Below are 24,745 nucleotides of genomic sequence, written 5' to 3' on the forward strand. Positions count from 1 at the left end.
CACCCGATAAAACTGTGCAGTTGTTCACACTCTATCGGTTTATTGCAGGACAAAATCTTAGGCGTTGATATATTGACAACATAAAATCGCGGCATAGCTATTTTGTTGTCAATTACCCCACGGAGCCTGTCATGTTAGCGCAAACCTTACTGGATATTGCATTAGATCTTAGCCAAAGCTTGCCTAAAAAAGCGCTTTATCAACGCTTTATGACTGCAGTTAATCAAGTCATGCCCTGTGATGCGGTTGCCTTATTAGAATACCAAGGCAATGAACTTGTACCTGTTGCGGTTGACGGCCTATTACCTGAAGTGCTTGGTATGGGCTTTGCGCCCCATGAGCACCCAAGGTTAGAAGCCATTATGGCCTCCCGCCACCCTATTCGTTTTAATGCAGATTCAGAACTTGCCGATCCCTATGATGGTTACCTAGTCATCGATCCCAAACGCGTGTTAGATGTTCATGCCTGTATCGGCTGTAGCTTATATGTAGAAGATACACTAGTAGGTGTACTCACCTTAGATTCGCTCAACGTCGGCGCATTTGATACCACAAGCGATATCAGCATTGCCACTTTAGCCGCCCTTGCCGCAGCCACTATACGTAACGTTAACTTGCTTACCCTACTTGAGCGTCAAGAAAGTCATTCGGCCAATGATATTGAAAGCTCGTTTAAACAAAAACCATTAAAGAAGTCAGATTTTATTGGTGAAACCCCTTGTATGCTGTCGCTTAAAGACGATATTCGCATTGTGGCTAATTCCGATTTATGCGTGTTGATCAGTGGTGAAACCGGTGTTGGGAAGGAAGTAGTCGCCCGTACTTTGCACGCCCAATCTAAGCGTAAACAGCAAGCTTTAGTACAATTGAACTGCGCTGCATTGCCAGAAACTTTGGCTGAAAGTGAGCTGTTTGGTCATGTTAAAGGGGCGTTTACCGGTGCGACTAAAGATCGTATGGGTAAATTTGAATTAGCCCACCAGGGCACCTTGTTTTTAGACGAAGTAGGTGAATTATCTTTAGAGTTACAGGCAAAACTGCTGCGGGTTATTCAAGATGGTGAAATTCAGCGTTTGGGGCTAGATCGCAACATCCATGTTGATGTGCGTATTATAGCTGCCAGTAACCGTAATTTACTTCATGCGGTGAGTGAAGGTCATTTTCGTGAAGATTTATACCATAGGTTATGTGTTTATCCGCTGCATGTACCACCACTACGTGAACGCCAAGGCGACATTCCGCCCCTGTGCGGCAACATAGTCACCAACCTAAAACACAAAATAGGCTTAAGTAGCGCTAAAACCGTGCGCCTAAGTGAAGATGCCATGCAAATATTGTTAACTTATTCATGGCCAGGTAACGTTCGTGAATTACAAAATGTGTTGATGCGCGCCGCCCTCAAAGCCAGTGCCGAAGGCAAAAGTGTCACCATCATTCAACGTCATCACTTAACTTTTGCAGGTGAACAATTTAAACAAGTATCCATCCAGCCAAGGAGCTCTTTATCAGTCGCATCAGCAGCTCAATTTTCTTCATCAGCACCTTTAAAGCCAGAGACTTTAAAGTCAGAGCAGTTTAAGCAAGGGCTTACCAATCAAGACATTGTTAAATCAGAGCCGGCTATCTCTGTCGTAACATCCGCAACAGCAACCGATAACGCAAATGGTGATAACCAACTAAATAATAGTGAGAATACTCATTCACTATTTTTAAACAAAGGTCAGTCTTTTAACGACAAGGTGGCAGAGTTTCAACGCCACGTCATACGCCAAAGTCTTGAGGACAATAACCACGTTTGGGCTAAAGCCGCACGACAATTACAATTAGATAGGGGAAATCTGCACCGCCAAGCCAAGCGATTAGGGTTGATATCTTAAGGTGAGTATTTTATTAAATGCTCAAACGTTACGTATACACCCATGTAGATATTAGTTATCTAAGTAAATTGATAATGAAAGATAAAGCTTGGAAGAGATTAATTAATACAAAATAAAACATCCGCCAATCAACAATAGAACTAGCACAAGGTAGCTTTTCATTATTCGTTGTGGCCAGCCTTGGGTGTGTTTAAGTCCCATAAAGTAGTCAATGACTAATGAACCTTTGGCCAACACTATTCCCAATACCAGCAGTAAGCTTAATTGATTGATGTGATTTATGTGGATTAATTGCTTAACGTCAATGAGTTGAATGTTATTTTCAACTGCGGGCTTTATCAAAGTCCCTTCGGCAATCGCGGCGCTTAATAGGGTTAATAACACTAAAATGACCCACACCCAAATAGGTCGAATGCGAGTGCTAATGTTAACGCTAAGTGCTGGAGTCAATCGTAGCTTAATGTGCGACTTTAACCTTTGCATAAGTGACTTTAATAATCTATTTGTCATATCCACTCGATTTTTCTAGCCATTACCGCTTTAGCGCAGTACATGCATTAATGCAGTACGTACAAAAGCGGAAAGATGATAATCCACACCATATCAATCATATGCCAATAGGTTGCTGCGCTTTCTAATCCCTCATGGTTTTTAGCGTCATAAAAGCCAAAAGCGGTTAATAATGCCACAAAACCTAGGGTGGCCATGCCTATCAACACATGCAATAAATGATTAAAACCAATGTAATAGTAAGCGGCAATAAAGTAGTCATCTCTGGGGCTAATTCCCAAGGCTTCATTACGGCCGAACTCCAAATATTTAACGCCGCAATACAAGGCGCCTGCAGTGATGGTGAGCAGTAACCAATTAATTGTACTTTTAGTATTGCCAAGCTTAATCGCTGCCATGGCTTTAACCACGCATAAACTGCTTGAAAGTAATATCAGTGTATTAGTAAGGCCAGAAAGCGTGCTGAGCTTTTGTGGGCCTTGGCTAAAGTCTGCCGGGAAATAGGCTTTAGCCACTAAAAATAAGATAAAAAACAGCCCGAATTCAGTCAGTTCAGCGTAAATAAATACCCATACCGCTAATGAACCCGGCGCTTTTGGCGTCGGGTTCTGTTCAGCTAGGCCACCTTGACTATCTACCTGGTGATCACCAAGTTCCTGCAGACTCAGCAATGATGCAGATTCTGCCTTATGTTCAAGTTCGGGCATCATTTTAACCGTAGAGTCAGTCGTGATTGCGGCTTAAAAATGGGCATTAACAAGGGTAGATAACGCTTTATTGGTTTCAGTTTCATCGGTTAATGGCTCGATAATACAATGCAAACAGGCCATTTGAGCGTGACAGCCACTGGACATCATTTTTGCTGCATAGATCAATAAACGGGTCGATACCGCGGCTTTTAAATCGATATCACTTAAACGGCGAATATCGGCACCTAATTTGACCAAGGTTTTAGCCAATTCAAGGCTGATCCCCGCTTCATGTACTAGAATATCAGCCTCGTTTTCTGGGGTTGGATAGTCAAAAGACATCGCCACAAAACGCTGACGGGTACTAGGCTTAAGCCCTTTCATCATATTTTGATAACCTGGGTTATACGACACCACCAACATAAAGTCTTTATGGGCTTTAATCACCTCACCTGTGCGTTCAAGATACAGCTCGCGGCGATGATCGGATAACGAATGCAAGACTACAGTGGTGTCTTTACGCGCCTCAATAATTTCATCTAAGTAACAAATACCACCATTACGCACCGCACGAGTTAACGGGCCATCTTGCCAAAATGTGCCGTCAGAACTGACTAAATGACGTCCAAGTAAATCGGCAGCGGTTAAGTCATCATGGCAAGACACTGTCACTAATTCGCGCTCAAGTTCTTGTGCCATATATTCTACAAAACGCGTTTTGCCACAGCCGGTTGGTCCCTTAATAAGGATCGGTAAATTGTGTGCCATGGCAAAGTTAAAAATGTCGACTTCGTTGTCTTGCACTTGGTAGTAACAGCTGTTGGCTTTTTTAGTCATTGCTTCTGTCGCTGTTTCAATGCGGGTGTCTAAGGTCATAACGGGCTCTCTTATCGCGCAAAATGGATAAATTAAATAAAGTTTAGGCTAACTTAAGGCTCACATTAAAAGTGACTAATGCACTGCTGTAAGATGCAGGTAAATTTTAGGTAATACTCGCGGTAACTCACTGGCGTTACTCACAATAGCAAAGCCATTACTGCCAAATAGATAAGGCAAGTAATCATGGCCTTTTTTATCTATGGTGACGCAATAGGGGACTAAACCTAATAGTTTGGCTTCAACTATCGCTTGGCGAGTATCTTCAATACCGTAACGGCCTTCATACTGGTCTAAATCGTTTGGTTTACCGTCGGTGATGATCAATAACACCTTGTTCGCTCCGCCGCGCTGCGACAATAACTGACTCGACTGGCGAATAGCGGCGCCCATACGGGTGTAATAACCAGGTTCGATGCGGGCTATGCGGCCACGCACATGATCGCTATGGGGCATGTCGAAATTTTTAAAAATATGAAAACGAACATGTTGACTGCGCACCGATGAAAAACCATACAAAGCAAAGTCATCACCCAGACGCGTCAATGCTTCACTGAACACCATTAAACTGTCACGAATAACATCAATGACCCTTTGTTTATCATCAATATAGGCTTCGGTAGATAGTGATAGGTCTGCCAGAATAAGACAATTCACATCTCTGTTTTGGTGCTGAGTATCAATATAAAATGCTTGTTTACTGCTGTCTTTAACCGGTAAAGCAAAATTATCAATCCAGGCATCAAGATCGATTTCATCACCACTTGGCTGGGCTTTTCGACGATTTGGGGTTAAGCCTATGTGCGCAAACAATGCCAGAATATCTTGGCTAAGTTTTTGGTATTCACTGGATAACGCCATCGGCTCAACATCATCACTTATCATGGTTTGCAGCACACAAGCATTGTCAACTAAACGTTGCTGCTTATAGTCCCATTCAGGTAATAGAATACCGTCGCCAAGACGTAAATCATCTTGAGCGGCTGCGGGTAAATCTAAGTCGAATCGAATCCGAGCCGCATTGGCTTTTCTGTGACGAGACAAACTAATGATATCTAAATCTTTGGCTATTTGAGTGACATCGGCATCATCATCTTCATCGCTTTGGCAGCGATCTAAATTTATCTGTTCAGTCCAGGTCATCAAGGCTTCAGCTTGAAACACTAAAAGACCATCGGTTTTACGATTGTCGTCTGCGTATTGCGCTTTCTTGCGTTGCTCAATTTCTTGCAGTTCGCCCGGTTTTCGTTTGCTGTTTTTCTGATTATTTTTTTCGTCCATAGGGTCAAAATTAGCCCCTTGACCTTGTACATCTATTGGCGGATAAAGCCATAAAGGCACAGGCAGCACGTCTTTACTGCAAGGGGGATATTGATTAATGACCCCAGGAATTTTAAGCACTGTGGCAATGGCTTTCTCTGCTTGCTCTAAGTCATTATCTTTATTGAAAAAATCGCCTTTAAATAAATGGTGACTTAGTGAAGAGGTTGGTTGTTTTTTAAGGGATGCGTCAATTTCGATACTGCGCAGACGCAGTACTTCGTGCGCTAAGGTACTGTAAAGTCGTCTTAGGCCCGCATATTCAGTTATTAAATGACAAGTGGCCTGCTGATTGTCATTAAACCAATCATTTTGATTAAGTACAGAGCCGCTATTATTTGCATCATGGTTATTGGTATCATGAGTGTTTAGCTGAGCACTGCGGCGCTGTTTATCTAGTTGGGCTGCTAATGCCGTGAGCCAAAAATATAGCGACTGATTAAGATTTTTATCGGTAAATAAGGCGATATAAGGCGGTAATCTAAGGCTGCGCTCATCCTGCCAACTTACATAGAATTGCTTATGGCTGCCAGCAATTTTTTGCATTGTGCTGCGATGAATATTAAGCTCACGCTTTTCAGCCATTTCAATACTTTTTGCGCCATCGCCGCCCATTGCACGGTAATAAATTAACAACTGTGATTGTAATTCACTGAAATGAACCTTGGTATCAACATGGTCAGTAGTCACTTGGGATGTTATCCATTTGTCCCATATTTTGCCAACGACTTCTTCCATTTTTACCTCGATAATTAAATAGTGAATCGTTTATGTTATGTGAGATTAAAAACGCTGATACTAATCAATAAAATCCAGCCAAGTAAAAGGGTGGGCACTTACCCAGCTGGCAAAAACTAGCTCACCTTCTCAAGCATTAAAATGGGACAGCCATCAATAACCTGCCGTCCCATCACCTTACTTAATTGACACGTTTAAATCGTTTTCGCAGCTAAATTAGACTACCGCTAAGCTGTTTTTTACCATCATTATTAGCGATGACAAAGCTGGTAAAATACGTTACAACACCTGCGGTGAAGATTAATGCAAACCCAAGTCGTACCACATAAAATGGGGTTAACTCGGTTTGAGTTGCCATAAAGCCTAACGCTTCACCTGCTTCAGGTAATCGTTGTAACGCTACTTGCCAAATCCCTGCTGCGGTAAGCGCAAAGGTAATGCCAAGCATGCCGATACACATTAACCAAAAACTAATGCGCTCGACTTTTTGTGCTCTAGCACTGTTACCTTGCAGACGACCGTTCATTACAGGCATAGAGTAAGAAATCATACACATCACTACCATGGCATAAGCACCAAAGAAGGCTAGATGACCGTGTGCCGCAGTTAATTGTGAACCGTGTGTATAGTAATTTACAGGTGCTAAGGTATGTAAGAATCCCCATACGCCTGCACCTAAAAAAGCCATAACAGCAGTACCTTGAGCCCAAGTGGTGGCTATCTTGTTACCATGATCACGACGACGTTCTTTCACTACTTTGAAGGCGAATACCACCATCATGAAGAAAGGCACCGGCTCTAAAGCTGAGAATAGCGATCCCATCCATAACCAGTATCGTGGTGGGCCAACCCAGAAATAGTGGTGTCCCATACCAATAAGACCTGAGATCAGTGCCATAGCGATAATGACATAAAGCCACTTTTCAATATGCTCGCGATCAACTCCAGTAACCTTAATGAGCACGAAGGCTAATAGCGCACCTAAAATAAGCTCCCACACACCTTCAACCCATAAATGCACCACAAACCACCAGAAGTATTTATCTAGGGTTAAGCTGTCAGGATTATAAAAAGAGAATAAATAGAACACCGCCAAGCCAACTAGACCGGTTAGCAGTACCATGTTTATCACCGTTTTGCGGCCTCTTAATATCGTCATACCGATATTAAATACAAAGGACAAACAAACTAATACGATACCTATTTTAGTGATGGTGGGTTGTTCTAAAAACTCACGTCCCATAGTAGGGAATAGCTCATTTTGGGTGATCCTAGCCAACTCAGCATAAGGGACAAGTAAGTAGCCTAAGATGGTTGCTATACCTGCGAAAGCAAACACCCAGAAGGTTATTTTTGCCAACAAGGGGCTATACAGCTCAGTTTCCGCTTCTTCCGGTACCAAGAAATAGCTGGCACCCATAAAACCAAATAACATCCAAACTATTAATAAATTGGTGTGTACCATTCGGGCGGCATTAAATGGGATGTAAGGAAAACCGGCATCACCATTAATGTATTGCAGCCCCATAAGTAAGCCAAAAATCACTTGGCCAGCAAATAAAATCATCGCAAAAATAAAATACGGTTTTGCAATTAATTGAGATTCATACTTCATATTTCGCTCCTCTCCTTAACCTTCGATATTAGGTGGCCAATTGTTATCATCAATTCTGGATGTCCAGATCAGAAACTCTGCCAAACTATCGATTTCTTCATCGGTTAAATTAAATTGCGGCATCTTACGGCGATGAGGTATGGGCAAAGGCTGGGCATTCATCCATCCACGCATATAACTCTTAAATGCAGCCTCGTTACCGGCTCCACGACGATCAAACACGTTAGCAAGTTCAGGAGCATAATAAGCCCCCTCACCCATCAAACTGTGACAACCGATACAATTGTTGGTTTCCCATAATCCCTTACCGGCAATCACTTGTTCAGTCAGCGCATCTCTATTTTCTCGCTTAGGCAGTTGGCGGACTGTGTCCACCGACAATCCTAGTAGCAGCAACAAAAAGAAAAAGCTGCCGCCATAGTAAATATTACGGGCCATACTTTTTGTAAATTTCTCAGCCATTAACGACTCCTTGATAAAAGATTTCACTCACTGCAAAGCAATCCTCAAGCCAACTATGTAACTAATTGATATTAAAGAAGTTAAGATTGCATTTTTTGTTATGCAAATAGTGGAGAAGTCCAATTAACAACATGCACGTTGTTAATTGGATAACGATAATCGAAAGGTGATGTTAATAAAACAAGACTAATTAATGTCTAAGTGATTCATTTACTGAATTTTTGAGGATTTTTTAACCAAGGTCGAATATCAACACTCACCACTCAATACTGCGGGGTGAGCAGATACGATATGACGCCAAGATAGTGCATTGTTGTAAATTATGGTCGACATAATTCCTGCCATAATAAGTTCGCATCTGGATCATCATTTTTAAAACCAATGTAGGTATTTAATTTTTTGCTTATATCACTTTGATGCTCAGGCTCAATTGAGGTTGGTATTTCAATTAAATGCATTCCACCTTTAGCGGTAATTGTTAATGTTGCCATAAACTCAGCAATTGTTTCACAGTAATGCCCTTTTCCACCATAGGCTTGAATCAGCATTTTAGGGTCAAAGCCATTATCATTGCAGGCATAAATAGGGGCATCACCAGCTTTACCTAAATGAAATACATTGTTGCGCATATATATAATGGTAATGTCAGCATGCTGCTTCTGTAGGTTGATGAGCTCATTGGCCTGAAAGTTAAATCCACCATCGCCTGTAATTACCACAATTGTTTGTTTAATTTGCTGCTGCTTCAGTTCATCCGCAATCGCTCTAGCATAAGGTAAACTGGTGCCCATTGCGGCGTACCAAGGGTTAGCAAAAAAACTGCGCCCTAGCTTGTTATTAATGGTTTTTAATTCAAAACTAGCAAAAAAAGCATTACCAACTTCTGGCACAAAAATGAAGGGACAAACTAAGCTATCTTGCACCGTGTTAATAACACTCGCCAGATTGGCGTAACTTATTTTGCCCTCTATTGTAAAACTATTGTCAACGCCATTCGGTAATGGCCTTATCTGCGTTTGCAGTAACTCTATTCTTCTATCTCGCTCAAGTGCCAATGGGACTTCAAGTTTAGGCTCTAGTAATGCTACAACAGCCTGTATATCTTGCTCCCAACGTGCGGTTCCTTTAAGCATGGTTTTATTTTGATGATTATCAATCGAATGGGTTTGACTGCCAAAAGCATTATTGGTGTCAGAAGGAAAAATAGCTGTGCCAATTTCCAGTACATAATCAACCACTGTCTCTATATATGACTGAAATGGTGTGTTACTAAAAACACCATTATAACTACCAAGGCAAAGTGGATCGTTTTCATCAACCATTCCCTTTGCAAACCAAGTAGTTCCATACGAAATGTGATGTCGATGGCATAACTTAATAAGCCTCTCTAATAATGCCGAATTAAGACGAAGTTTCTCACCCAAAAACATAAAAGGCGCTTTAGCCTGGGTAAGCTTGTAATGAATTTCATTGGCGATTAAATCTGCACCACTCAAGTTAAGATGCTGAACACGTAAAGATTCAAGCGTGGTCGGCAACGATAAAACCTGTGTCGGTCGATAAATTAAATCCCTTGGAATTTCTATATATACCGGCTGACGATTTAAATACGCGTCTGTCAATAATTCAAAAAATTGCTGCGCGGCGATATTAGGCTGCCCCGTATGACGCTGCCCTTGCAAACGTTCGGCTCGTATACCTAGTGCTTTAAATGCATTTAACGCAGCATTAAGATCTGAATTCCACGCAGTATGGGGATGAATTGTATGATGAAGTGCATGCTGTGCAATTTCATTTTCACCCGGCGCGCCTGATATAAATATAACCGGTAATCCTTCAGTGCGCGCAAGGGCTGCGGCAGAAATACAAGGTAAACTCCCTACGGTATAAGTGCTAAGACAAACGCCGAACCCTGTAACTTCTGCTTGTGCACAGGCACTAAATCCCGCATGCATCTCATTACTAGAAGGTAATACATCTACATAGGGCTCAAGTGAATTAATCAAATTGGCAACAAAGTCACCTCCGACACCATAAACACGCTTTACTCCAAAAAACTGTAATATCTGACCAATACTGTGCCCAAGTTGTGGCAGGCTATTATGGTACTCTTGACCAAAATTTTGCTTAATAGATGAATTCACAAATCATTCCTATAATCATTAATGATGCTCAGAGTAAAAGGAAGTGTGAGATGGAATATTGTTCAAGATCAATTTTGTAAAATTATTCAAAAAGTGTATTTGTCACACTTTATAGACAGCAAATGTTTTATTGATATAAGCACTTGATAAAAATGGTTTTTATGTGTATTTATTTAGACACGCCAGTTAGGGAACATTGTTAAAAAGATCTGTTTAATAAAAGTAATTTTTGAGCTGAATGCCATTGTTGCCTAAATAAACTTTTTAAGCATGTTGGGTTCTGAACCTGTGAACACATAATAGGAATCGATATTAGATGAGAAAATCTAAGCACCACATCACTAAATGGCATGAATACAACAAAGCCATAATAAATCGAATTTCACTCACTTTTTGATATATGAACAAGCGATAAAACCGTGGTATCGTTCCGAGCATCATGGTGGCCGAGGTCAAGGTTTGTAGTATAGAGATACTTCTCTAGAAACAGCTTTAATGCTCAAAGATGTGTTTCATCTGCGTTGATGAGCCAGGAAGGCATCATGAATTCAACGTTCTTCTCAGAAGAGTGTGCCTTTGTCTTCCCCAGATTACAGCTGTATTAAAAAGCGAGCTCAAACTGTCGATATCAAGGATACCCCCTACTGTGGAGCATTTTCCCACTTAGTTGTTTATTACACAAAGCTAAAAATTTACTAGGACGTTGAATGCTTTGAAGAATAATGCATTCAAACCGTAGAAGAAAGATAATGATTAGCGTCAACGTTTACTCTCGGAAACGAGTATGTAACGTTATAAATGTAGGGGTCAAGTAAAATTGAGTCTGCGAATTTATAGCGACCAAGTCGATGAGGCATTAGCTGTGGAGATCATGAAAAAGTCATAAGACTCGGTATACCTATCCGGCAGCAGATCAATTAATACTATCAAAAAACTATAGAACTGCCTTGTCTAGTAAATGATTTGATCAACAAAGCCACTTATGATAACTAATATTATCAATATTTAATGACTAATTCTCGTTGTGTTTTTATCCCCATAGCGAGTAGTCTTGGCAGTATTCCTTGAACTGAAATAAAGTCTGCTTTATTACGCCAGTCAAAACCTTGCACATTAATTATAGCCTGCGCTACTGGTCCTCCTAAGGTATTTCCAGGACCAAGAATGATCACTTTGTCCGGTGCAAATTCTTTTATTCCTACCGCGATGGCGACGGTAAAATCGTAGGGGGCCAATACTTGCTCCACTAATGTGTACTCATGTAGTTTTTGAAGATCTGTGCTGTACTGAGTCCAGATGTTGCCCTCGCCATCTATCATAGGTATTTGCGGCTGGTGAAATAACTCTTGTGGCAAAAGTGCTTTAGCCTTGTTTGAAATTTGCTGCAGTAAAGGTGAATGAAATGCAGCGTGATTATAAAGCCTCATTGGGTATCTGCCGTCAATATTGGGCAGTAGGATTTCGGCAAGTTTTAGACCTGCTTCATTCCCAGCCAAAACACGATATCCCCCTAAATAAATGGAGCTAAATAGCTCACAGCCTTCGCTATTATTCACCTTGGCAATGACGTCATCAATAATCATTGTTTTAGTGCAGTCCTGAAGCCAGTGCTCGTCCATTTCGGGATAAATCAGCTGACCGCCAATTAAGCCATCGGCCATCATTGAACCCATAGTATTAATTACTTCAATTGCACCTTGTTCATTCAGGCTCCCCGCTAACGCTAAGGCTATATACCAACCCATGGAGTTGCCTGTCACAGCAACTATCTCATACTGTTCTCGATCTATGTCCTTAAAATCACTCATAGCGCAAGCGTAAATCAGCGCCGAGGCGTTTTCCCCCGTAGTATGCAACTTAAAGGAATACTTAGCTTGGCCATCTAGCTGAGTAATGCCTTGCTGATTAAGGCTTTTTCTATATGTATCTATACTAGCTATAAAGTCTTTTTTATCCGTATGAAAGCGCTGTAAATAACCTAACTCGTCTTTGTTATAACAGCCACGCCCTGGTGCTACCACTAGCACTCTTTGCTTGGATATATTCACCTTGTTTGCTAACTGATTATGATCAACTTGGCTCACTGTAGAAATTCCTTAAATAGTCGCTAATTTTATTATTGATGACTTAACCAAGCTTAGCGCCGCTGTAACAATCGAGTCTCGCGTTGGCAAAGGTAAAGTTGCTGCATCAGCTAAGGGAATAAAACAATCCTCAGCTGTGATACGGGCTATTTTAGGGCAAGCCTCGCCTAATATTTCATGCAAGCTTGCCATAATCGCCTCACTTACCGAGCCACTGCGACGACACTCATCGACAATCAGCACATGCTCACACTCGCCAGCATACTGGGCAATGGCAGCGTGATTTAATGGCGCTAAGTATCGTAAATCAACCACTGTGGTCTTGATCCCTTGCTCAGCGAGGATTTTCTCTGCCTGACGACTCAAGTAATATCCATTGGCATAACTTATGATGCACAGATCTTTACCTTCGCCGTATTTACCCAATTCGCCAAAGGCAAGCCTTGTGGCCTGAGTTTGACTGACATATATCCCTGCCCAAAGATTATCGCCAACCTCGTGCAAGTCTCTAGTCATATACAAGGCTATCGGTTCCAAAAATACCACTATACGCTGCTCTTCCTGAGCTAAGCGCACGCATTCTCGAAGCATGGCCATGGCATCCTCACCATTTGAGGGAGAGGCCAAGATAAGGCCGGGAATATCCCTAAACAGGGTGAAGGAATTGTCATTATGAAAGTGTCCACCAAAACCTTTTTGATAAGCTAGACCTGCAATGCGGATAACCATAGGGTTAGTGAATTGACCATTAGAAAAGAACGGTAAGGTGGCCGCTTCGCCGCGTATTTGATCTTCGGCGTTATGCACATAGGCTAGAAATTGGATCTCTGGGATTGGCAGAATACCATTGTGGGCCATGCCGATGGCAAGCCCTAAAATAGAGGTTTCATCTAATAAAGTATTAATTACCCTATTTGGTCCAAAGCGTTCCACTAAGCGCGATGTCACATGGTACACGCCACCCTTTTTACCTACATCTTCGCCGCACACCACAATATTGCTATGCCTTGCCATTAACTCTGTGAGGGTCAGGTTAATCAACTTGCCCATGTGCACGGGTTTATCGAGCGAAAGCTTATCGGCAATCATTAAGGCCTTGTAGTCGTCTTCACTCAATGGTGTGGTTGGCACTTGCTCTGGTAGCAGATTAGGCGGCACAATAGAGGCCATTGCTTGCTCCGCGGTTTGCAACTTTGGCCTGTGTATTACCTGCATGGCGATGGCAGTGATGCGCGCTTTTAGCTCGTGGTAGAGGTCAATTACACCTTGGGGGGTTAACAACTTAGCTTCAATGATCTGCTGAGCCGTAACCAGCAAGGGATCTTGGGCTTCGTTTTGTAAAATATAGTCTCTTTTCATGTAGGCGATTTCGGCGTCGCTGCCGGCGTGGCCCATAAGGCGCACTGTGCGCACATGCAAAAATACCGGCTTGCGATAACGCCTAGCGAAGTCGGCGGCCTGCTTAGAAACACGATAGGTGTCTAGCAAATCACGGCCATCGCAATAGAAATATTTAAGCCCTGGACGCAGGCTAAAGTTAGCGTTGATCCAGCCTTTAGGCGTACGGGTAGATATACCTATGCCATTGTCTTCACAAACAAATATCAACGGCAATGGCACCTGCTGATAGGCGGTCCAACAGGCAGCATTAATGGCAGTTTGGGCACTGGCATGGTTGGCCGAGGCATCACCAAAATTACAAATAACGATACTGTCACAGGGCATCTTAGCGTCAATACCGATTCTATCTGTCAGTGGAATACTTAAGGCGGCGCCAACGGCTTTGGGTAAATGAGAGGCTATGGTGGAGGTCTGTGGCGGAATAAACAGTGTTTTGCTGCCCAATACTTTATGACGGCCGCCTGAAATAGGGTCATCGCTGGATGCGGCAAAAGACAGTAGCATGTCCCACAGCTGAGTTTCACCACTGACATGGCGGCCGCGCTCTATCATAAAGGCGGCGCTGCGATAATGTAGAAAGGCCATGTCCGTTGGACGCGTTGCCATACCGTAGGCAGCATTACCTTCGTGCCCCGAACTGCCAATAGTATAAAAACCTTGATTACGGGCGCGCATACGCCGGGATTCTAAATCTAATAGGCGACTCTTTAATTGGGATTCAAACATGCCCAAAAAATCTGCATCAGACAAGCCCAGTTTTTTGTGATCCCAGCCCTCGCCTATTTCTTCAAAATCTTGCTGTAATACCCTGTTTATAAACAGCCTTTCTAAGGCTATCGCTCTGTCTTCCATTGCCGTCACCGTCAGTGAAAAGCCACCTTTACACTGCGTTATTGAATCTCATCTTATGACTTAATTCGTGTTACTCAAACAGCACAAGTCCTTACAGGCTGGGCTGCAATACATTAAGTAATGTCACTTATACTAAAATAGTTAAGTGACTTAAGGAGTAAAGTGGATGTTGATGTTAGCCGAAGGCTTGAAGTCCTGTTTGGGCACGACCTAAAATCAGCGCGTGAATGTCATGGGTGCCTTCATAGGTGTTAACCGCTTCAAGATTCATCACATGGCGAATAACATGAAACTCATCACTGATACCGTTGCCGCCGTGCATGTCACGGGCCATACGGGCGATATCTAGGGCTTTGCCGCAGGAGTTACGCTTGATCATGGAAATCGCTTCCACAGGCAAAGCATTATTGTCCATTAGGCGGCCCGCTTGTAAGCAGGCAAATAGCCCCATGGTGATGTCAGTTTGCATGTCGGCCAGTTTTTTCTGAATAAGCTGAGTGGCTGCCAATGGGCGATTGAACTGAATTCGGTCTAGACTGTATTGACGCGCCGCATGCCAGCAAAATTCAGCGGCACCAAGGGCTCCCCAGGCTATGCCATAGCGGGCCTTGTTCAAGCAGCCAAACGGGCCTTTTAAACCCGACACATTAGGCAATAGAGCATCTTCGCCAACTTCGACATTGTCCATCACGATTTCACCTGTGATAGAGGCGCGAAGCGAAAACTTACCTTCAATCTTAGGTGCGCTCAGGCCCTTCATGCCTTTTTCTAGCACAAAGCCGCGAATGTCACCGTCAAGCTTGGCCCACACCACAAACACATCGGCAATCGGCGAGTTGGTGATCCACATTTTAGCGCCAACAAGACGATAACCGCCGTCAATTCGGGTGGCGCGAGTTTTCATGCCGCCAGGATCAGAGCCCACATCAGGTTCAGTCAAACCAAAACAGCCTACCCATTCACCGCTAGCCAGCTTAGGTAAATATTTCATCCGCTGCACTTCGCTGCCATATTCATAAATGGGATGCATCACTAAGGATGACTGCACACTCATGGCCGAGCGATAACCGCTATCAACGCGTTCGATTTCACGGGCAACTAGACCGTAGCTAACATAGTTTGCACCGCTGCCGCCATATTGCTCAGGCAAGGTAGCACCTAATAAACCTAAACCACCAAGCTCGGGCATTATTTCACGATCAAAATGTTCATGACGGTTGGCCATTAACACTCGGCTCATTAAATTATCTTGAGCGTAGTCATGTACCATACCGCGGATCATTCGCTCTTCTTCAGTTAACAGGCTGTCAAATTGTAATGGGTCTTGCCAATCAAATTTCACGCGGGACATGAGTTTTCCTTTCATTAGTTGGCTAACAGCCCCTTCATCTATGATTGATAAGACACATAGTTGATTAGGCTGCTGAACAGTTAAACATTGATAATAAATACTGCTTTAAATTTGACTTAATATAAGCCTAATACTATCTTAGGAAAAATATTCTTTTCCTTTAACACCTATAGCTTTTAGCTATGCGCCGCGAGCAGGTAAAATGAACCTCAGAGCCTTGAATTATTTTGTCTCTGTCATTGAAAAAGGCAGTATTAGTGGTGCAGCCAAGCATTGCTATATTTCCCAGCCATCCATTTCGGCGGCTATCGCCTCATTAGAGGCCGAGCTTAACACTCAGCTATTCCTGCGCCACGGAAAAGGAGTCAGTCCTACCGATGCTGGTACACGTTTGTATCCTTTGGCTAAACGCCTACTTAACGAGTCTAAAGCCATTCAGGCTTTATTCAGCAAACCTGAAATTCAAGTGCCGTTTAAGCTTGGTTTGATCCGCTCTCTGGGTGTACGACGAATGAGCATGCTGTTAAAAGATTTCACCGCAGCTTGTCCTGATATGGATCTGACTTTGGTGGAGCCAACAGAATATGCCAATGCCAGAATAGTTAGCACTCGCGATATCACCACACATGAAAACTTTCAGCCCATTTGGCACGACACTTTTTTATTGGCGATACCACCATCGTTAAGTTTAAGCTTGAAATCGTCCATCGAATTAATCGATTTACAGCAGCAGCCCTTTATTCACCGCGCTCCCTGTGAGGCTCTCACCAGTTTGCAGCAATTGTTGGATATGGAAGGAGTTAAATTGCAAATAAGGGCGCGTATTCAAACGGTAGAATATGCGGTTGGTCTTGTGGCAGCAGGTTTAGGTATTGCTTTAGTTCCTGCAATACCTGCTATTTTAGAGGATAAAAATATTGTTTGTAGACCACTCGCTGACATTTCGCTTAAACGCACCATTGGCCTAGCATTACCTTTGGGGCAAGCTCATACTGAACAACAAAAGCTACTTGCTATCGTGTGCAGTAAACAACATTAGTTTGAGTTGAACGCTATTCATTGAAAATGGGGTTGGCTTAATCGACCACCCCATTAACGACTGCGATAACCTTTATAGTAGCTCTTACTACTGACTTTTACTGCATCAGCGGACTGGCATCAACATTAAAATCAAAGCCATCAATCTTAGCTTGACTAATTAGATGCCTAATGTATTGTGCTATGGCTTTGCGTTTCACTTTTTCATTTAAATAAGTGGTAATACGTTGCTCAACAAATTCAAAAGGTAATTGATTACCAGCCACTTTCATGTCAACAAACACCACATGAAACCCATAACGCGACTCTACCGCATGGCTTATTAACCCTTCATTAGCAGCAAACACTTGGCGCTCAAACTCTGCCACGGTTTGGCCTTTACTCAATTGACCTAAAGCACCGCCGTGTTTTGACGAGTCACACTTAGAATGCGCTAAAGCTAACTCGCTAAAGCTTTCACCTTGCTGTAATTGATTAATAATGGCATCAGCAAGAGTCTTAGCCTCGAGTCTGGCAGTAACATTATCTGTAGGAGCCGGTAATAGAATGTGTTTTGCCGCAATTAACGGTGATGTTGAAAACTTGGATAAATTAGCTTGGTAATACTGAAAACATTCTGCTGCTGTTGCATGAGGGAATTGAATATCTTGGTTAACTAGCTGTTCGAGTAATGCATCATGGTAAGCTTTCTCGTCTTGATACTCAGTCACATCATCCTTTTTTGTAATGTCTAATTCGTTGGCTCGTTGGAATAATAATTTTCCAATAATCAAGCTTTGTGCTGCGCTTATCATGGCAGAACGATGATCTTCTGCTGGATGGTACTGCATCTCACTCAATATGTCTTGTTCAGAGATAGGCTCTAGATTAACGCTGATCATAAGGTATCCTCAGTAGTGATAAATGCCCTGAGACTGGCTCAGGGCAATATATATCATTAACGTTTCACACGAACGATTTGATAGTTACGGGTTAAGTATTGAACTGGCACACTGGCGATATGCACTAAACGGCTGAATGGGAACAACACAAACAAACTCATACCTAAAAATATATGAAGTTTAAAGATAATATTCACATTTGCGATAGCCGCGGTTGCTTCAGCTACGTCAAATGTCACCACATTTTGAGCCCAGCTCATTAGCAATAACATTTCTGAGCCATCAAGATGACCTAATGAAACTATGATTGAAATTAGTCCCAATACAAGTTGTACATAAAGCACCAACAAAATAGCGATATCCATATTGCTGCTTGTCGCTCTAACCCTTGGGTTATACAAACGTCGTTTTATTAGAATCGTTAATCCATACAAGCAGATTAAACCAAACAATCCACCTGCACCCATTGCAATTAACTGCTTATCGCTCGCTTCTATCCCGAACAGATGCCATACTTCTGCTGGCGTTAATAAGCCAACAAAATGACCCAGTAAAATAGCGATGATACCAATGTGAAAAGCACGACTTCCTCTTTTTAACTCCTTGCCTTCAAGTAACTGGCTTGAACCTGTTTTCCACGTATATTGCTCTCTGTCGTAACGGACGATAGAGCCAACGATAAAAATAGCTATGGCAATATAAGGGTAAATGCCAAAAAACAGCGTGTTTAAATAACTCATGGTTTACTCCTAACTGGCGCGTTTGTCAAAACCAGTCCAGGTGACTGGCACAAACTGATCTTTTCGTTGACTTTCACTTGGACGATTAACAGAGCTTGGGCAGTTTTCTGCATCAGGGGCACCAAAGGTTACCGCTTCTTCTTCCCATTCTTTATCAATTGCTTGTTTGGTATCATCGCGTTTTTCATTAACGAGTTGCGCCCGAATCGGCGCCAAATCTACCTGGTTTTGCGCTATATGAAGCAAGGCATCAAGCAACACCGCATAGTCACTTTGACGCTTTTCTAAGCGACAAAATAATAGGGCGATAATATGTTCAACTTCTTGCAAACCCGCCCTTGCGTTGTCATCACCCTGGCTTGATAAAAACTCAAGAAATAATGGAACATAATCAGGTAATTCCTTCTGATCAAGCTCTAATCCCGCCTGTTTATATTGACCGACTAAATCAACCATTGCCTGACCACGATCACGGCTTTCGCCATGAATATGTTCAAATAACCACAAACCAAGCGCACGGCCACGTTCAAATAAACCGTCATATTCGGCCTGCCAGTCCATCAAATCACCAGCAAAACGTTGCTCTATAAAGCCAATCACAGCGGTTTGATGTTCTTGATTTAGTGGGCTTTGTTGTACTACGTCAATTAGTTCATCACATGCTGAGATCATCTCCTGTTTGGGGTAATCCAGTAGATGAGATATCACACTCAATACTTGCATGTTCTACTCCTTACTTAATTTCTACTGGAATAATTTGGCGAACAGTTTGTTTTTTATTGCCAAACAAATTCACGCTATTGCCACCATCGCTACAACCATTACCAAAGCTAAATCCACAACCGTTTTTCATGTCGTAAGCATTAGCGGCATAGGCTTTATGACTTGTTGGGATAACAAAGCGATCTTCATAATTAGCAATCGCCATATAGCGGTACATTTCTTCAACTTGGTTTACAGTTAAACCTACTTGCTTAAGTACGGCTAAGTCTTCTACCCCTTCAACTTGCTGAGCACGTTTAAAAGCACGCATCGCTATCATTCGCTCTAGAGCATGAATAACAGGACGTTCATCACCTGCGGTAAGTAAGTTAGCTAAATAACGCATTGGAATACGCTGAGATTTTAAGTCAGGGATCACGCCATTCATGCCAATGTGACCCGCTTTAACCGCACTTTGAATAGGCGATAAAGGTGGGACATACCACACCATTGGCAAGGTGCGATATTCAGGGTGTAATGGCAGTGCGACTTTCCAATCTACTGCCATTTTATACACTGGCGATTGACGTGCTGACTCTAACCAATGTTCAGGGATACCTTCGGATTTTGCTGCGGCAATCACTTCAGGATCGCTTGGGTCAAGGAACAAACTTAATTGAGCTGGATATAAATCGTGCTCATTAGGTACGCTTGCCACTTCTTCCACTCTGTCGGCATCATATAAAAGCACGCCTAAGTAGCGAATACGGCCTACACAGGTTTCTGCGCATACGGTTGGTTGCCCGGCTTCAATACGGGGGAAACAGAAGATACATTTCTCTGATTTGCCTGATTTCCAATTGTAGTAAATCTTTTTATATGGACAACCTGACACACACATCCGCCAGCCACGACATTTATCTTGGTCAATCAATACAATACCGTCTTCTTCACGTTTGTAGATTGCCCCTGATGGACAACTGGCCACACAAGCAGGATTAATGCAGTGCTCACACAAGCGTGGCAAATACATCATGAAGGTTTTTTCAAACTGGCCGTATATGTCTTTTTGCACAACTTCATCAAAATTTTTATCTTTTTTGCGCTCAGAGAATTCGGTGCCAAGAATTTCTTCCCAGTTAGGACCCCAATTAATTTTCTCCATGCGTTGACCAGTAATCAAAGAACGAGGACGCGCTACTGGCTGATGCTTACTTTCAGGTGCATTGTGCAAATGCTGATAATCAAAATCGAATGGCTCGTAATAGTCATCAATTTCAGGTAAATCAGGGTTAGCAAAAATATTGGCTAACAACCTACGTCGATTGCCTTGACGAGGCTCTAAAGAACCATTTTTGTTGCGTTTCCAACCACCATTGTATTTATCTTGGTTTTCCCATTCTTTGGGATAACCAATACCGGGCTTGGTTTCTACATTATTGAACCAAGCGTATTCAACACCTTCGCGACTGGTCCAAACGTTCTTACAAGTAATAGAGCAAGTGTGGCAGCCGATACATTTATCTAGGTTTAACACCATGCCAATTTGTGCACGTACTTTCATAATTTTATCCTCGACCTACTCTTCGTCTAACCAGTCAACATTGTCCATCTTGCGGACAATAACGAATTCATCTCGGTTACAACCCACGGTACCGTAATAGTTAAAACCGTATGACTGCTGTGCATAACCGCCAATCATATGGGTTGGTTTCATCACTGCACGCGTTACTGAGTTGTGAATACCACCTCGGGTACCTGTTGTTTCAGCACCGGGAGTGTTAACTATTCGCTCTTGGGCGTGATACATCATACTCATACCCTGTGGTACACGTTGTGATACAACTGCACGACAGGCGATAGCGCCGTTTACGTTAAAAACTTCAATCCAGTCGTTATCTTTAATGCCGGCATCTTTGGCGTCGATTTCGCTTAGCCACACAATTGGGCCACCACGGCTTAAGGTGAGCATCAGTAAATTGTCAGAATAGGTTGAGTGAATACCCCACTTTTGGTGTGGCGTGATCCAGTTCAAGACAATTTCTTTATTTCCATTTGGTTTTTTACCCAACATTGGTTGAGTGGTTTTTAAGTTTACAGGTGGCTTATAGCTTACAAAGGTTTCACCAAAATCACGCATCCATTGATGATCTTGATAGAACTGCTGACGTCCCGTCACAGTACGCCAAGGGATAAACTCATGCACGTTGGTATAACCAGCGTTGTAAGACACATGTTCATCTTCAAGACCAGACCAAGTAGGTGAACTAATAATTTTACGCGGTTGTGCTTGAATATCGCGAAAACGGATTTTCTCTTCTTCTTTAGGTTTAGCTAAATGACTGTGATCAAGACCAGTAAACTCACTCAACGCCGCCCACGCTTTAACAGCAACTTGACCATTTGTTTCTGGTGCTAGACTTAAAATCACTTCTGCCGCATCAATAGATGACTCAATTTTGGGTCGACCTTTCTGTGGGCCTTCCGTCGTGTGCAAGTAGTTTAACTCACCGAGGAATGCAACTTCTTTTTCAGTATTCCAGTTAATACCTTTACCACCATTGCCTTGGCTTTCTAACAATGGCCCAAGCGAAGTAAAGCGGTTATAGGTATTTGGATAATCACGTTCAACTACTACAAAGTTAGGAGCAGTTTTACCCGGAATAAGATCACACTCGCCCTTCCACCACATTTTAACGCCATCAGGCTGAGCTAATTCCGATGGTGTATCATGCATTAACGGCACAGAAACAAGATCTTGCTCGATACCTAAATGACCAACGCATAGGGTTGAGAATGTTTTTGCAAGACCTTTAAAGATGTCCCAGTCAGAGCGAGACTCCCAAACAGGGTCAACCGCTTTAGATAAAGGATGAATAAAGGGATGCATGTCTGAGGTATTCATATCGTCTTTTTCATACCAAGTAGCGGTAGGTAAAACGATGTCAGAGTACAAACAGGTCGTTGACATACGAAAATCTAATGTTACCCACAAATCAACTTTGCCTTCTGGTGCTTTGTCATGCCAGACCACATCTTCAGGCTTTTTATCACCGCTTTCGCCTAAGTCTTTACCCTGTAGGCCATGTTTTGTGCCGAGGAAATGTCGCAACATGTACTCATGGCCCTTTCCTGATGAACCGAGCAAGTTTGAACGCCAAATAAACATGTTATGTGGGAAGTTTTTAGGATTATCAGGGTCTAAACAGGCAAATTGCATATCACCTGATTTTAACTGCTGCACGGTATAATCTTTAGGTGACATACCGGCTTTCACCGCTGCTTTACATAATTCCAGTGGATTAGTGTTGAACTGTGGAGCCGATGGCAACCAGCCCATACGTTCTGCACGGGTGTTGTAATCAAGCACCGATGCTGTCCACTTACTTTTATCTGCCAATGGCGATAACACTTCAGTCATTTCAAGTTTTTCATAACGCCATTGATCAGAATGGTTGTAGAAAAATGAGGTACCGTTCATTTGACGTGGTGGTTTTTGCCAATCTGAACCAAAGGCCAAAGGTAACCAACCACATTGTGGACGGAGCTTTTCTTGACCAACATAATGTGCCCAACCGCCACCTGATTGACCAACACAACCACACATCATTAACATATTGATTAGGCCACGATAGTTCATGTCCATGTTGTACCAGTGGTTTAACCCTGCTCCAACAATCACCATGCTACGACCATTGGTTTTATGAGCATTATCAGCAAACTCACGGGCAACTTGAATCACATGATCTGCATCTACGCCGGTTATTTGTTGTTGCCAACCCGGTGTATAAGGCACGTCATCATGAAAAGACTTCGCGGTATTGTCATCACCAAGACCATTATCAACACCATAATGGGCAATCATTAAATCAAATACGCTGGCAACAAAAATGCTAGAGCCATCTTTTAGCATCACATTTTTAACAGGTACTTTACGGATCTGAATTTCGTCATGTTCAGTATGTTGGAAGTAACCTAGCTCGTGGGCTTTACTGCCAAAATAGGGGAATTGAACATCTACAACACTGTCGCCATGCTGCTTCAAACTTAGCGCAAACTTATGCTTTTCGCCTGAGCCACCATTTCGCTGCTCAATGTTCCATTTGCCTTTTTCTCCCCAACGATAACCAATTGATCCTGTAGGTGAAATTAGTTCGCCTGTATTTTCATCAAGTGCAATGGTTTTCCATTCTGGATTATTATCTTGACCTAGATTGTCAGCTAAATCTGATGCGCGTAAAAATGCACCTTGAACTAAGCCTGTGTCATTTTCATCGAGCCTAACTAGCATTGGCATATCGGTGTAACTTCGCACGTACTCAGCGAAGTATTCACTTGGTTTATCAATGTGGAATTCTTTTAAAATGACATGTCCAAAAGCCATCGCAAGTGCAGCATCTGTACCCTGTTTGGGTGCTAACCAAATATCAGATAATTTTGAACATTCAGAGTAATCTGAAGTGATAACAACTGTTTTAGTACCTTTGTAACGCACTTCTGTAAAGAAGTGAGCATCAGGGGTACGAGTTTGAGGTACGTTAGAGCCCCAAGCAATAATGTAATTAGAGTTATACCAATCGGCAGACTCAGGAACATCCGTTTGCTCGCCCCAGACTTGAGGTGACGAAGGCGGTAAATCACAGTACCAATCATAGAAACTTAAACAGTTACCACCAATAAGCGACAAGTAACGCGAACCGGCAGCGTAGCTCACCATGCTCATGGCCGGAATGGGCGAGAACCCCATAATACGGTCAGGGCCATATTCTTTGGCGGTGTAGATGTTTGACGCGGCAATAATTTCGTTTACTTCATCCCATTCAGAACGAATAAAACCACCTAATCCGCGTTTTGTTTTATAGCTTTTAGCTTTAACAGGGTCATTAACGATTGAAGCCCATGCATCAACTGGATCGCTAAACTGGATTTTGGCTTCACGCCACAGTTTGAGTAAGGCTTGACGTACTTTTGGATATTTTAAGCGGTTAGCACTATAGATATACCAAGAGTAACTCGCACCGCGTGGACAACCTCGAGGTTCATGATTTGGCAAATCAGGACGAGTTCTAGGGTAATCGGTTTGTTGGGTTTCCCAGGTGACTAAACCGTCTTTCACGTATATTTTCCAGCTACACGAGCCAGTACAGTTAACGCCATGGGTAGAGCGCACAATTTTATCATGCTGCCAACGACGTCGATATCCATCTTCCCACTCACGACTTTCATCAGTAGTCACGCCGTGCTCATTGGAAAACGATTGCTTATTAGTCTTAAAGAAGCGCATTTTATTTAAGAAATGGCTCATGTTTACATCTCCTCACCTGCTCGGTAGTTGGCCTATTACTCTTTTTACTTATGCCAAAACAAGTTTGTATTATGCTCAGCGATAGACTGTAATATATGATTACAAAGCAGACTTTAATTTGACCCAGATCACGTCAAAATCAGTCAAAAATGTGATGTAT

General features: G+C 42.6%; 17 protein-coding genes. 2 read left to right on the top strand and 15 right to left on the bottom strand.

Going from position 1 to position 24,745, the window contains the following annotated elements:
• Positions 1-131: 131 nt before the first annotated feature.
• Positions 132-1,877: a nitric oxide reductase transcriptional regulator NorR gene (gene norR, locus OHT75_RS15585; protein ID WP_264728290.1), complete on the top strand. Its 1,746-nt coding sequence runs from the start codon at positions 132-134 to the stop codon at positions 1,875-1,877.
• A 102-nt stretch (positions 1,878-1,979) separates the two neighbouring features.
• On the opposite strand, the gene OHT75_RS15590 is transcribed toward norR, so the two are convergent.
• The 10 genes from OHT75_RS15590 to OHT75_RS15640 all read right to left on the bottom strand — a co-directional run bounded on the left by OHT75_RS15590 (position 1,980) and on the right by OHT75_RS15640 (position 15,919).
• Positions 1,980-2,387: a cytochrome C oxidase subunit IV family protein gene (locus OHT75_RS15590; protein WP_264728292.1), complete on the bottom strand. Its 408-nt coding sequence runs from the start codon at positions 2,385-2,387 to the stop codon at positions 1,980-1,982.
• Between the two features lie 47 nt (positions 2,388-2,434).
• Positions 2,435-3,097 (bottom strand): cytochrome c oxidase subunit 3 family protein, encoded by a 663-nt coding sequence (locus OHT75_RS15595; RefSeq protein ID WP_264728294.1) that lies wholly within the window; start codon positions 3,095-3,097, stop codon positions 2,435-2,437.
• Between the two features lie 30 nt (positions 3,098-3,127).
• On the bottom strand, positions 3,128-3,952 hold the full coding sequence (locus OHT75_RS15600; protein ID WP_319803641.1) for a CbbQ/NirQ/NorQ/GpvN family protein: 825 nt from the start codon (positions 3,950-3,952) through the stop codon (positions 3,128-3,130).
• A 75-nt stretch (positions 3,953-4,027) separates the two neighbouring features.
• Positions 4,028-6,010 carry a nitric oxide reductase activation protein NorD gene (locus OHT75_RS15605; protein ID WP_264728296.1) on the bottom strand — a complete coding sequence of 661 codons (1,983 nt, stop codon included), beginning with the start codon at positions 6,008-6,010 and terminating at the stop codon, positions 4,028-4,030.
• A gap of 211 nt (positions 6,011-6,221) precedes the next feature.
• Entirely contained in the window at positions 6,222-7,625 is a 1,404-nt protein-coding gene (locus tag OHT75_RS15610) for a cbb3-type cytochrome c oxidase subunit I (protein WP_264728298.1), read from the bottom strand.
• A 15-nt stretch (positions 7,626-7,640) separates the two neighbouring features.
• Positions 7,641-8,087: a c-type cytochrome gene (locus tag OHT75_RS15615; RefSeq protein ID WP_264728299.1), complete on the bottom strand. Its 447-nt coding sequence runs from the start codon at positions 8,085-8,087 to the stop codon at positions 7,641-7,643.
• Between the two features lie 320 nt (positions 8,088-8,407).
• A complete protein-coding gene (locus OHT75_RS15620; protein WP_264728301.1) occupies positions 8,408-10,231 on the bottom strand; it encodes a thiamine pyrophosphate-binding protein in 1,824 nt (607 codons plus the stop codon).
• Positions 10,232-11,229: 998 nt separating this feature from the next.
• On the bottom strand, positions 11,230-12,324 hold the full coding sequence (locus tag OHT75_RS15630) for an ACP S-malonyltransferase (RefSeq protein ID WP_406682039.1): 1,095 nt from the start codon (positions 12,322-12,324) through the stop codon (positions 11,230-11,232).
• Positions 12,325-12,327: 3 nt separating this feature from the next.
• Complete coding sequence (locus OHT75_RS15635) at positions 12,328-14,568, bottom strand: thiamine pyrophosphate-dependent enzyme (protein ID WP_264728304.1); 2,241 nt, start codon at positions 14,566-14,568, stop codon at positions 12,328-12,330.
• 175 nt (positions 14,569-14,743) lie between these two features.
• Positions 14,744-15,919, bottom strand: a complete 1,176-nt coding sequence (locus tag OHT75_RS15640; protein ID WP_264728307.1) for an acyl-CoA dehydrogenase — start codon at positions 15,917-15,919, stop codon at positions 14,744-14,746.
• A 202-nt stretch (positions 15,920-16,121) separates the two neighbouring features.
• Between OHT75_RS15640 and OHT75_RS15645 the strand changes: the two genes are divergently transcribed.
• The gene (locus OHT75_RS15645; protein ID WP_264728309.1) at positions 16,122-16,958 is read left to right on the top strand and encodes a LysR family transcriptional regulator; all 837 of its coding nucleotides are present in this window, start codon (positions 16,122-16,124) and stop codon (positions 16,956-16,958) included.
• Between the two features lie 97 nt (positions 16,959-17,055).
• Here OHT75_RS15645 and OHT75_RS15650 read toward each other — a convergent pair whose 3' ends face one another.
• Genes OHT75_RS15650 through OHT75_RS15670 form a run of 5 tightly spaced genes read right to left on the bottom strand, consistent with a single transcriptional unit; the run spans position 17,056 to position 24,585 of the window.
• Entirely contained in the window at positions 17,056-17,838 is a 783-nt protein-coding gene (locus tag OHT75_RS15650; RefSeq protein WP_264728311.1) for a peptidylprolyl isomerase, read from the bottom strand.
• 56 nt (positions 17,839-17,894) lie between these two features.
• Positions 17,895-18,578 (bottom strand): respiratory nitrate reductase subunit gamma, encoded by a 684-nt coding sequence (gene narI / locus OHT75_RS15655; RefSeq protein ID WP_264728313.1) that lies wholly within the window; start codon positions 18,576-18,578, stop codon positions 17,895-17,897.
• A 9-nt stretch (positions 18,579-18,587) separates the two neighbouring features.
• Positions 18,588-19,301 (bottom strand): nitrate reductase molybdenum cofactor assembly chaperone, encoded by a 714-nt coding sequence (gene narJ, locus OHT75_RS15660; RefSeq protein ID WP_264728315.1) that lies wholly within the window; start codon positions 19,299-19,301, stop codon positions 18,588-18,590.
• A 10-nt stretch (positions 19,302-19,311) separates the two neighbouring features.
• On the bottom strand, positions 19,312-20,844 hold the full coding sequence (gene narH / locus OHT75_RS15665; protein WP_264728317.1) for a nitrate reductase subunit beta: 1,533 nt from the start codon (positions 20,842-20,844) through the stop codon (positions 19,312-19,314).
• A gap of 15 nt (positions 20,845-20,859) precedes the next feature.
• Positions 20,860-24,585 (bottom strand): nitrate reductase subunit alpha, encoded by a 3,726-nt coding sequence (locus OHT75_RS15670; RefSeq protein ID WP_264728318.1) that lies wholly within the window; start codon positions 24,583-24,585, stop codon positions 20,860-20,862.
• Between the last annotated feature and the right edge of the window lie 160 nt (positions 24,586-24,745).

The organism is Shewanella subflava, assembly GCF_025971955.1.
Classification (GTDB): Bacteria; Pseudomonadota; Gammaproteobacteria; order Enterobacterales; family Shewanellaceae; genus Shewanella; species Shewanella subflava.

Excerpts from the sequence above, each read along its gene's own strand:
- norR (WP_264728290.1), top strand. The coding sequence starts at position 132 with ATGTTAGCGCAAACCTTACTGGATATTGCATTAGATCTTAGCCAAAGC.
- OHT75_RS15590 (WP_264728292.1), bottom strand. The coding sequence starts at position 2,387 with ATGACAAATAGATTATTAAAGTCACTTATGCAAAGGTTAAAGTCGCAC.
- OHT75_RS15595 (WP_264728294.1), bottom strand. The coding sequence starts at position 3,097 with ATGATGCCCGAACTTGAACATAAGGCAGAATCTGCATCATTGCTGAGT.
- OHT75_RS15600 (WP_319803641.1), bottom strand. The coding sequence starts at position 3,952 with ATGACCTTAGACACCCGCATTGAAACAGCGACAGAAGCAATGACTAAA.
- OHT75_RS15605 (WP_264728296.1), bottom strand. The coding sequence starts at position 6,010 with ATGGAAGAAGTCGTTGGCAAAATATGGGACAAATGGATAACATCCCAA.
- OHT75_RS15610 (WP_264728298.1), bottom strand. The coding sequence starts at position 7,625 with ATGAAGTATGAATCTCAATTAATTGCAAAACCGTATTTTATTTTTGCG.
- OHT75_RS15615 (WP_264728299.1), bottom strand. The coding sequence starts at position 8,087 with ATGGCTGAGAAATTTACAAAAAGTATGGCCCGTAATATTTACTATGGC.
- OHT75_RS15635 (WP_264728304.1), bottom strand. The coding sequence starts at position 14,568 with ATGGAAGACAGAGCGATAGCCTTAGAAAGGCTGTTTATAAACAGGGTA.
- OHT75_RS15640 (WP_264728307.1), bottom strand. The coding sequence starts at position 15,919 with ATGTCCCGCGTGAAATTTGATTGGCAAGACCCATTACAATTTGACAGC.
- OHT75_RS15645 (WP_264728309.1), top strand. The coding sequence starts at position 16,122 with ATGAACCTCAGAGCCTTGAATTATTTTGTCTCTGTCATTGAAAAAGGC.
- OHT75_RS15650 (WP_264728311.1), bottom strand. The coding sequence starts at position 17,838 with ATGATCAGCGTTAATCTAGAGCCTATCTCTGAACAAGACATATTGAGT.
- narI (WP_264728313.1), bottom strand. The coding sequence starts at position 18,578 with ATGAGTTATTTAAACACGCTGTTTTTTGGCATTTACCCTTATATTGCC.
- narJ (WP_264728315.1), bottom strand. The coding sequence starts at position 19,301 with ATGCAAGTATTGAGTGTGATATCTCATCTACTGGATTACCCCAAACAG.
- narH (WP_264728317.1), bottom strand. The coding sequence starts at position 20,844 with ATGAAAGTACGTGCACAAATTGGCATGGTGTTAAACCTAGATAAATGT.
- OHT75_RS15670 (WP_264728318.1), bottom strand. The coding sequence starts at position 24,585 with ATGAGCCATTTCTTAAATAAAATGCGCTTCTTTAAGACTAATAAGCAA.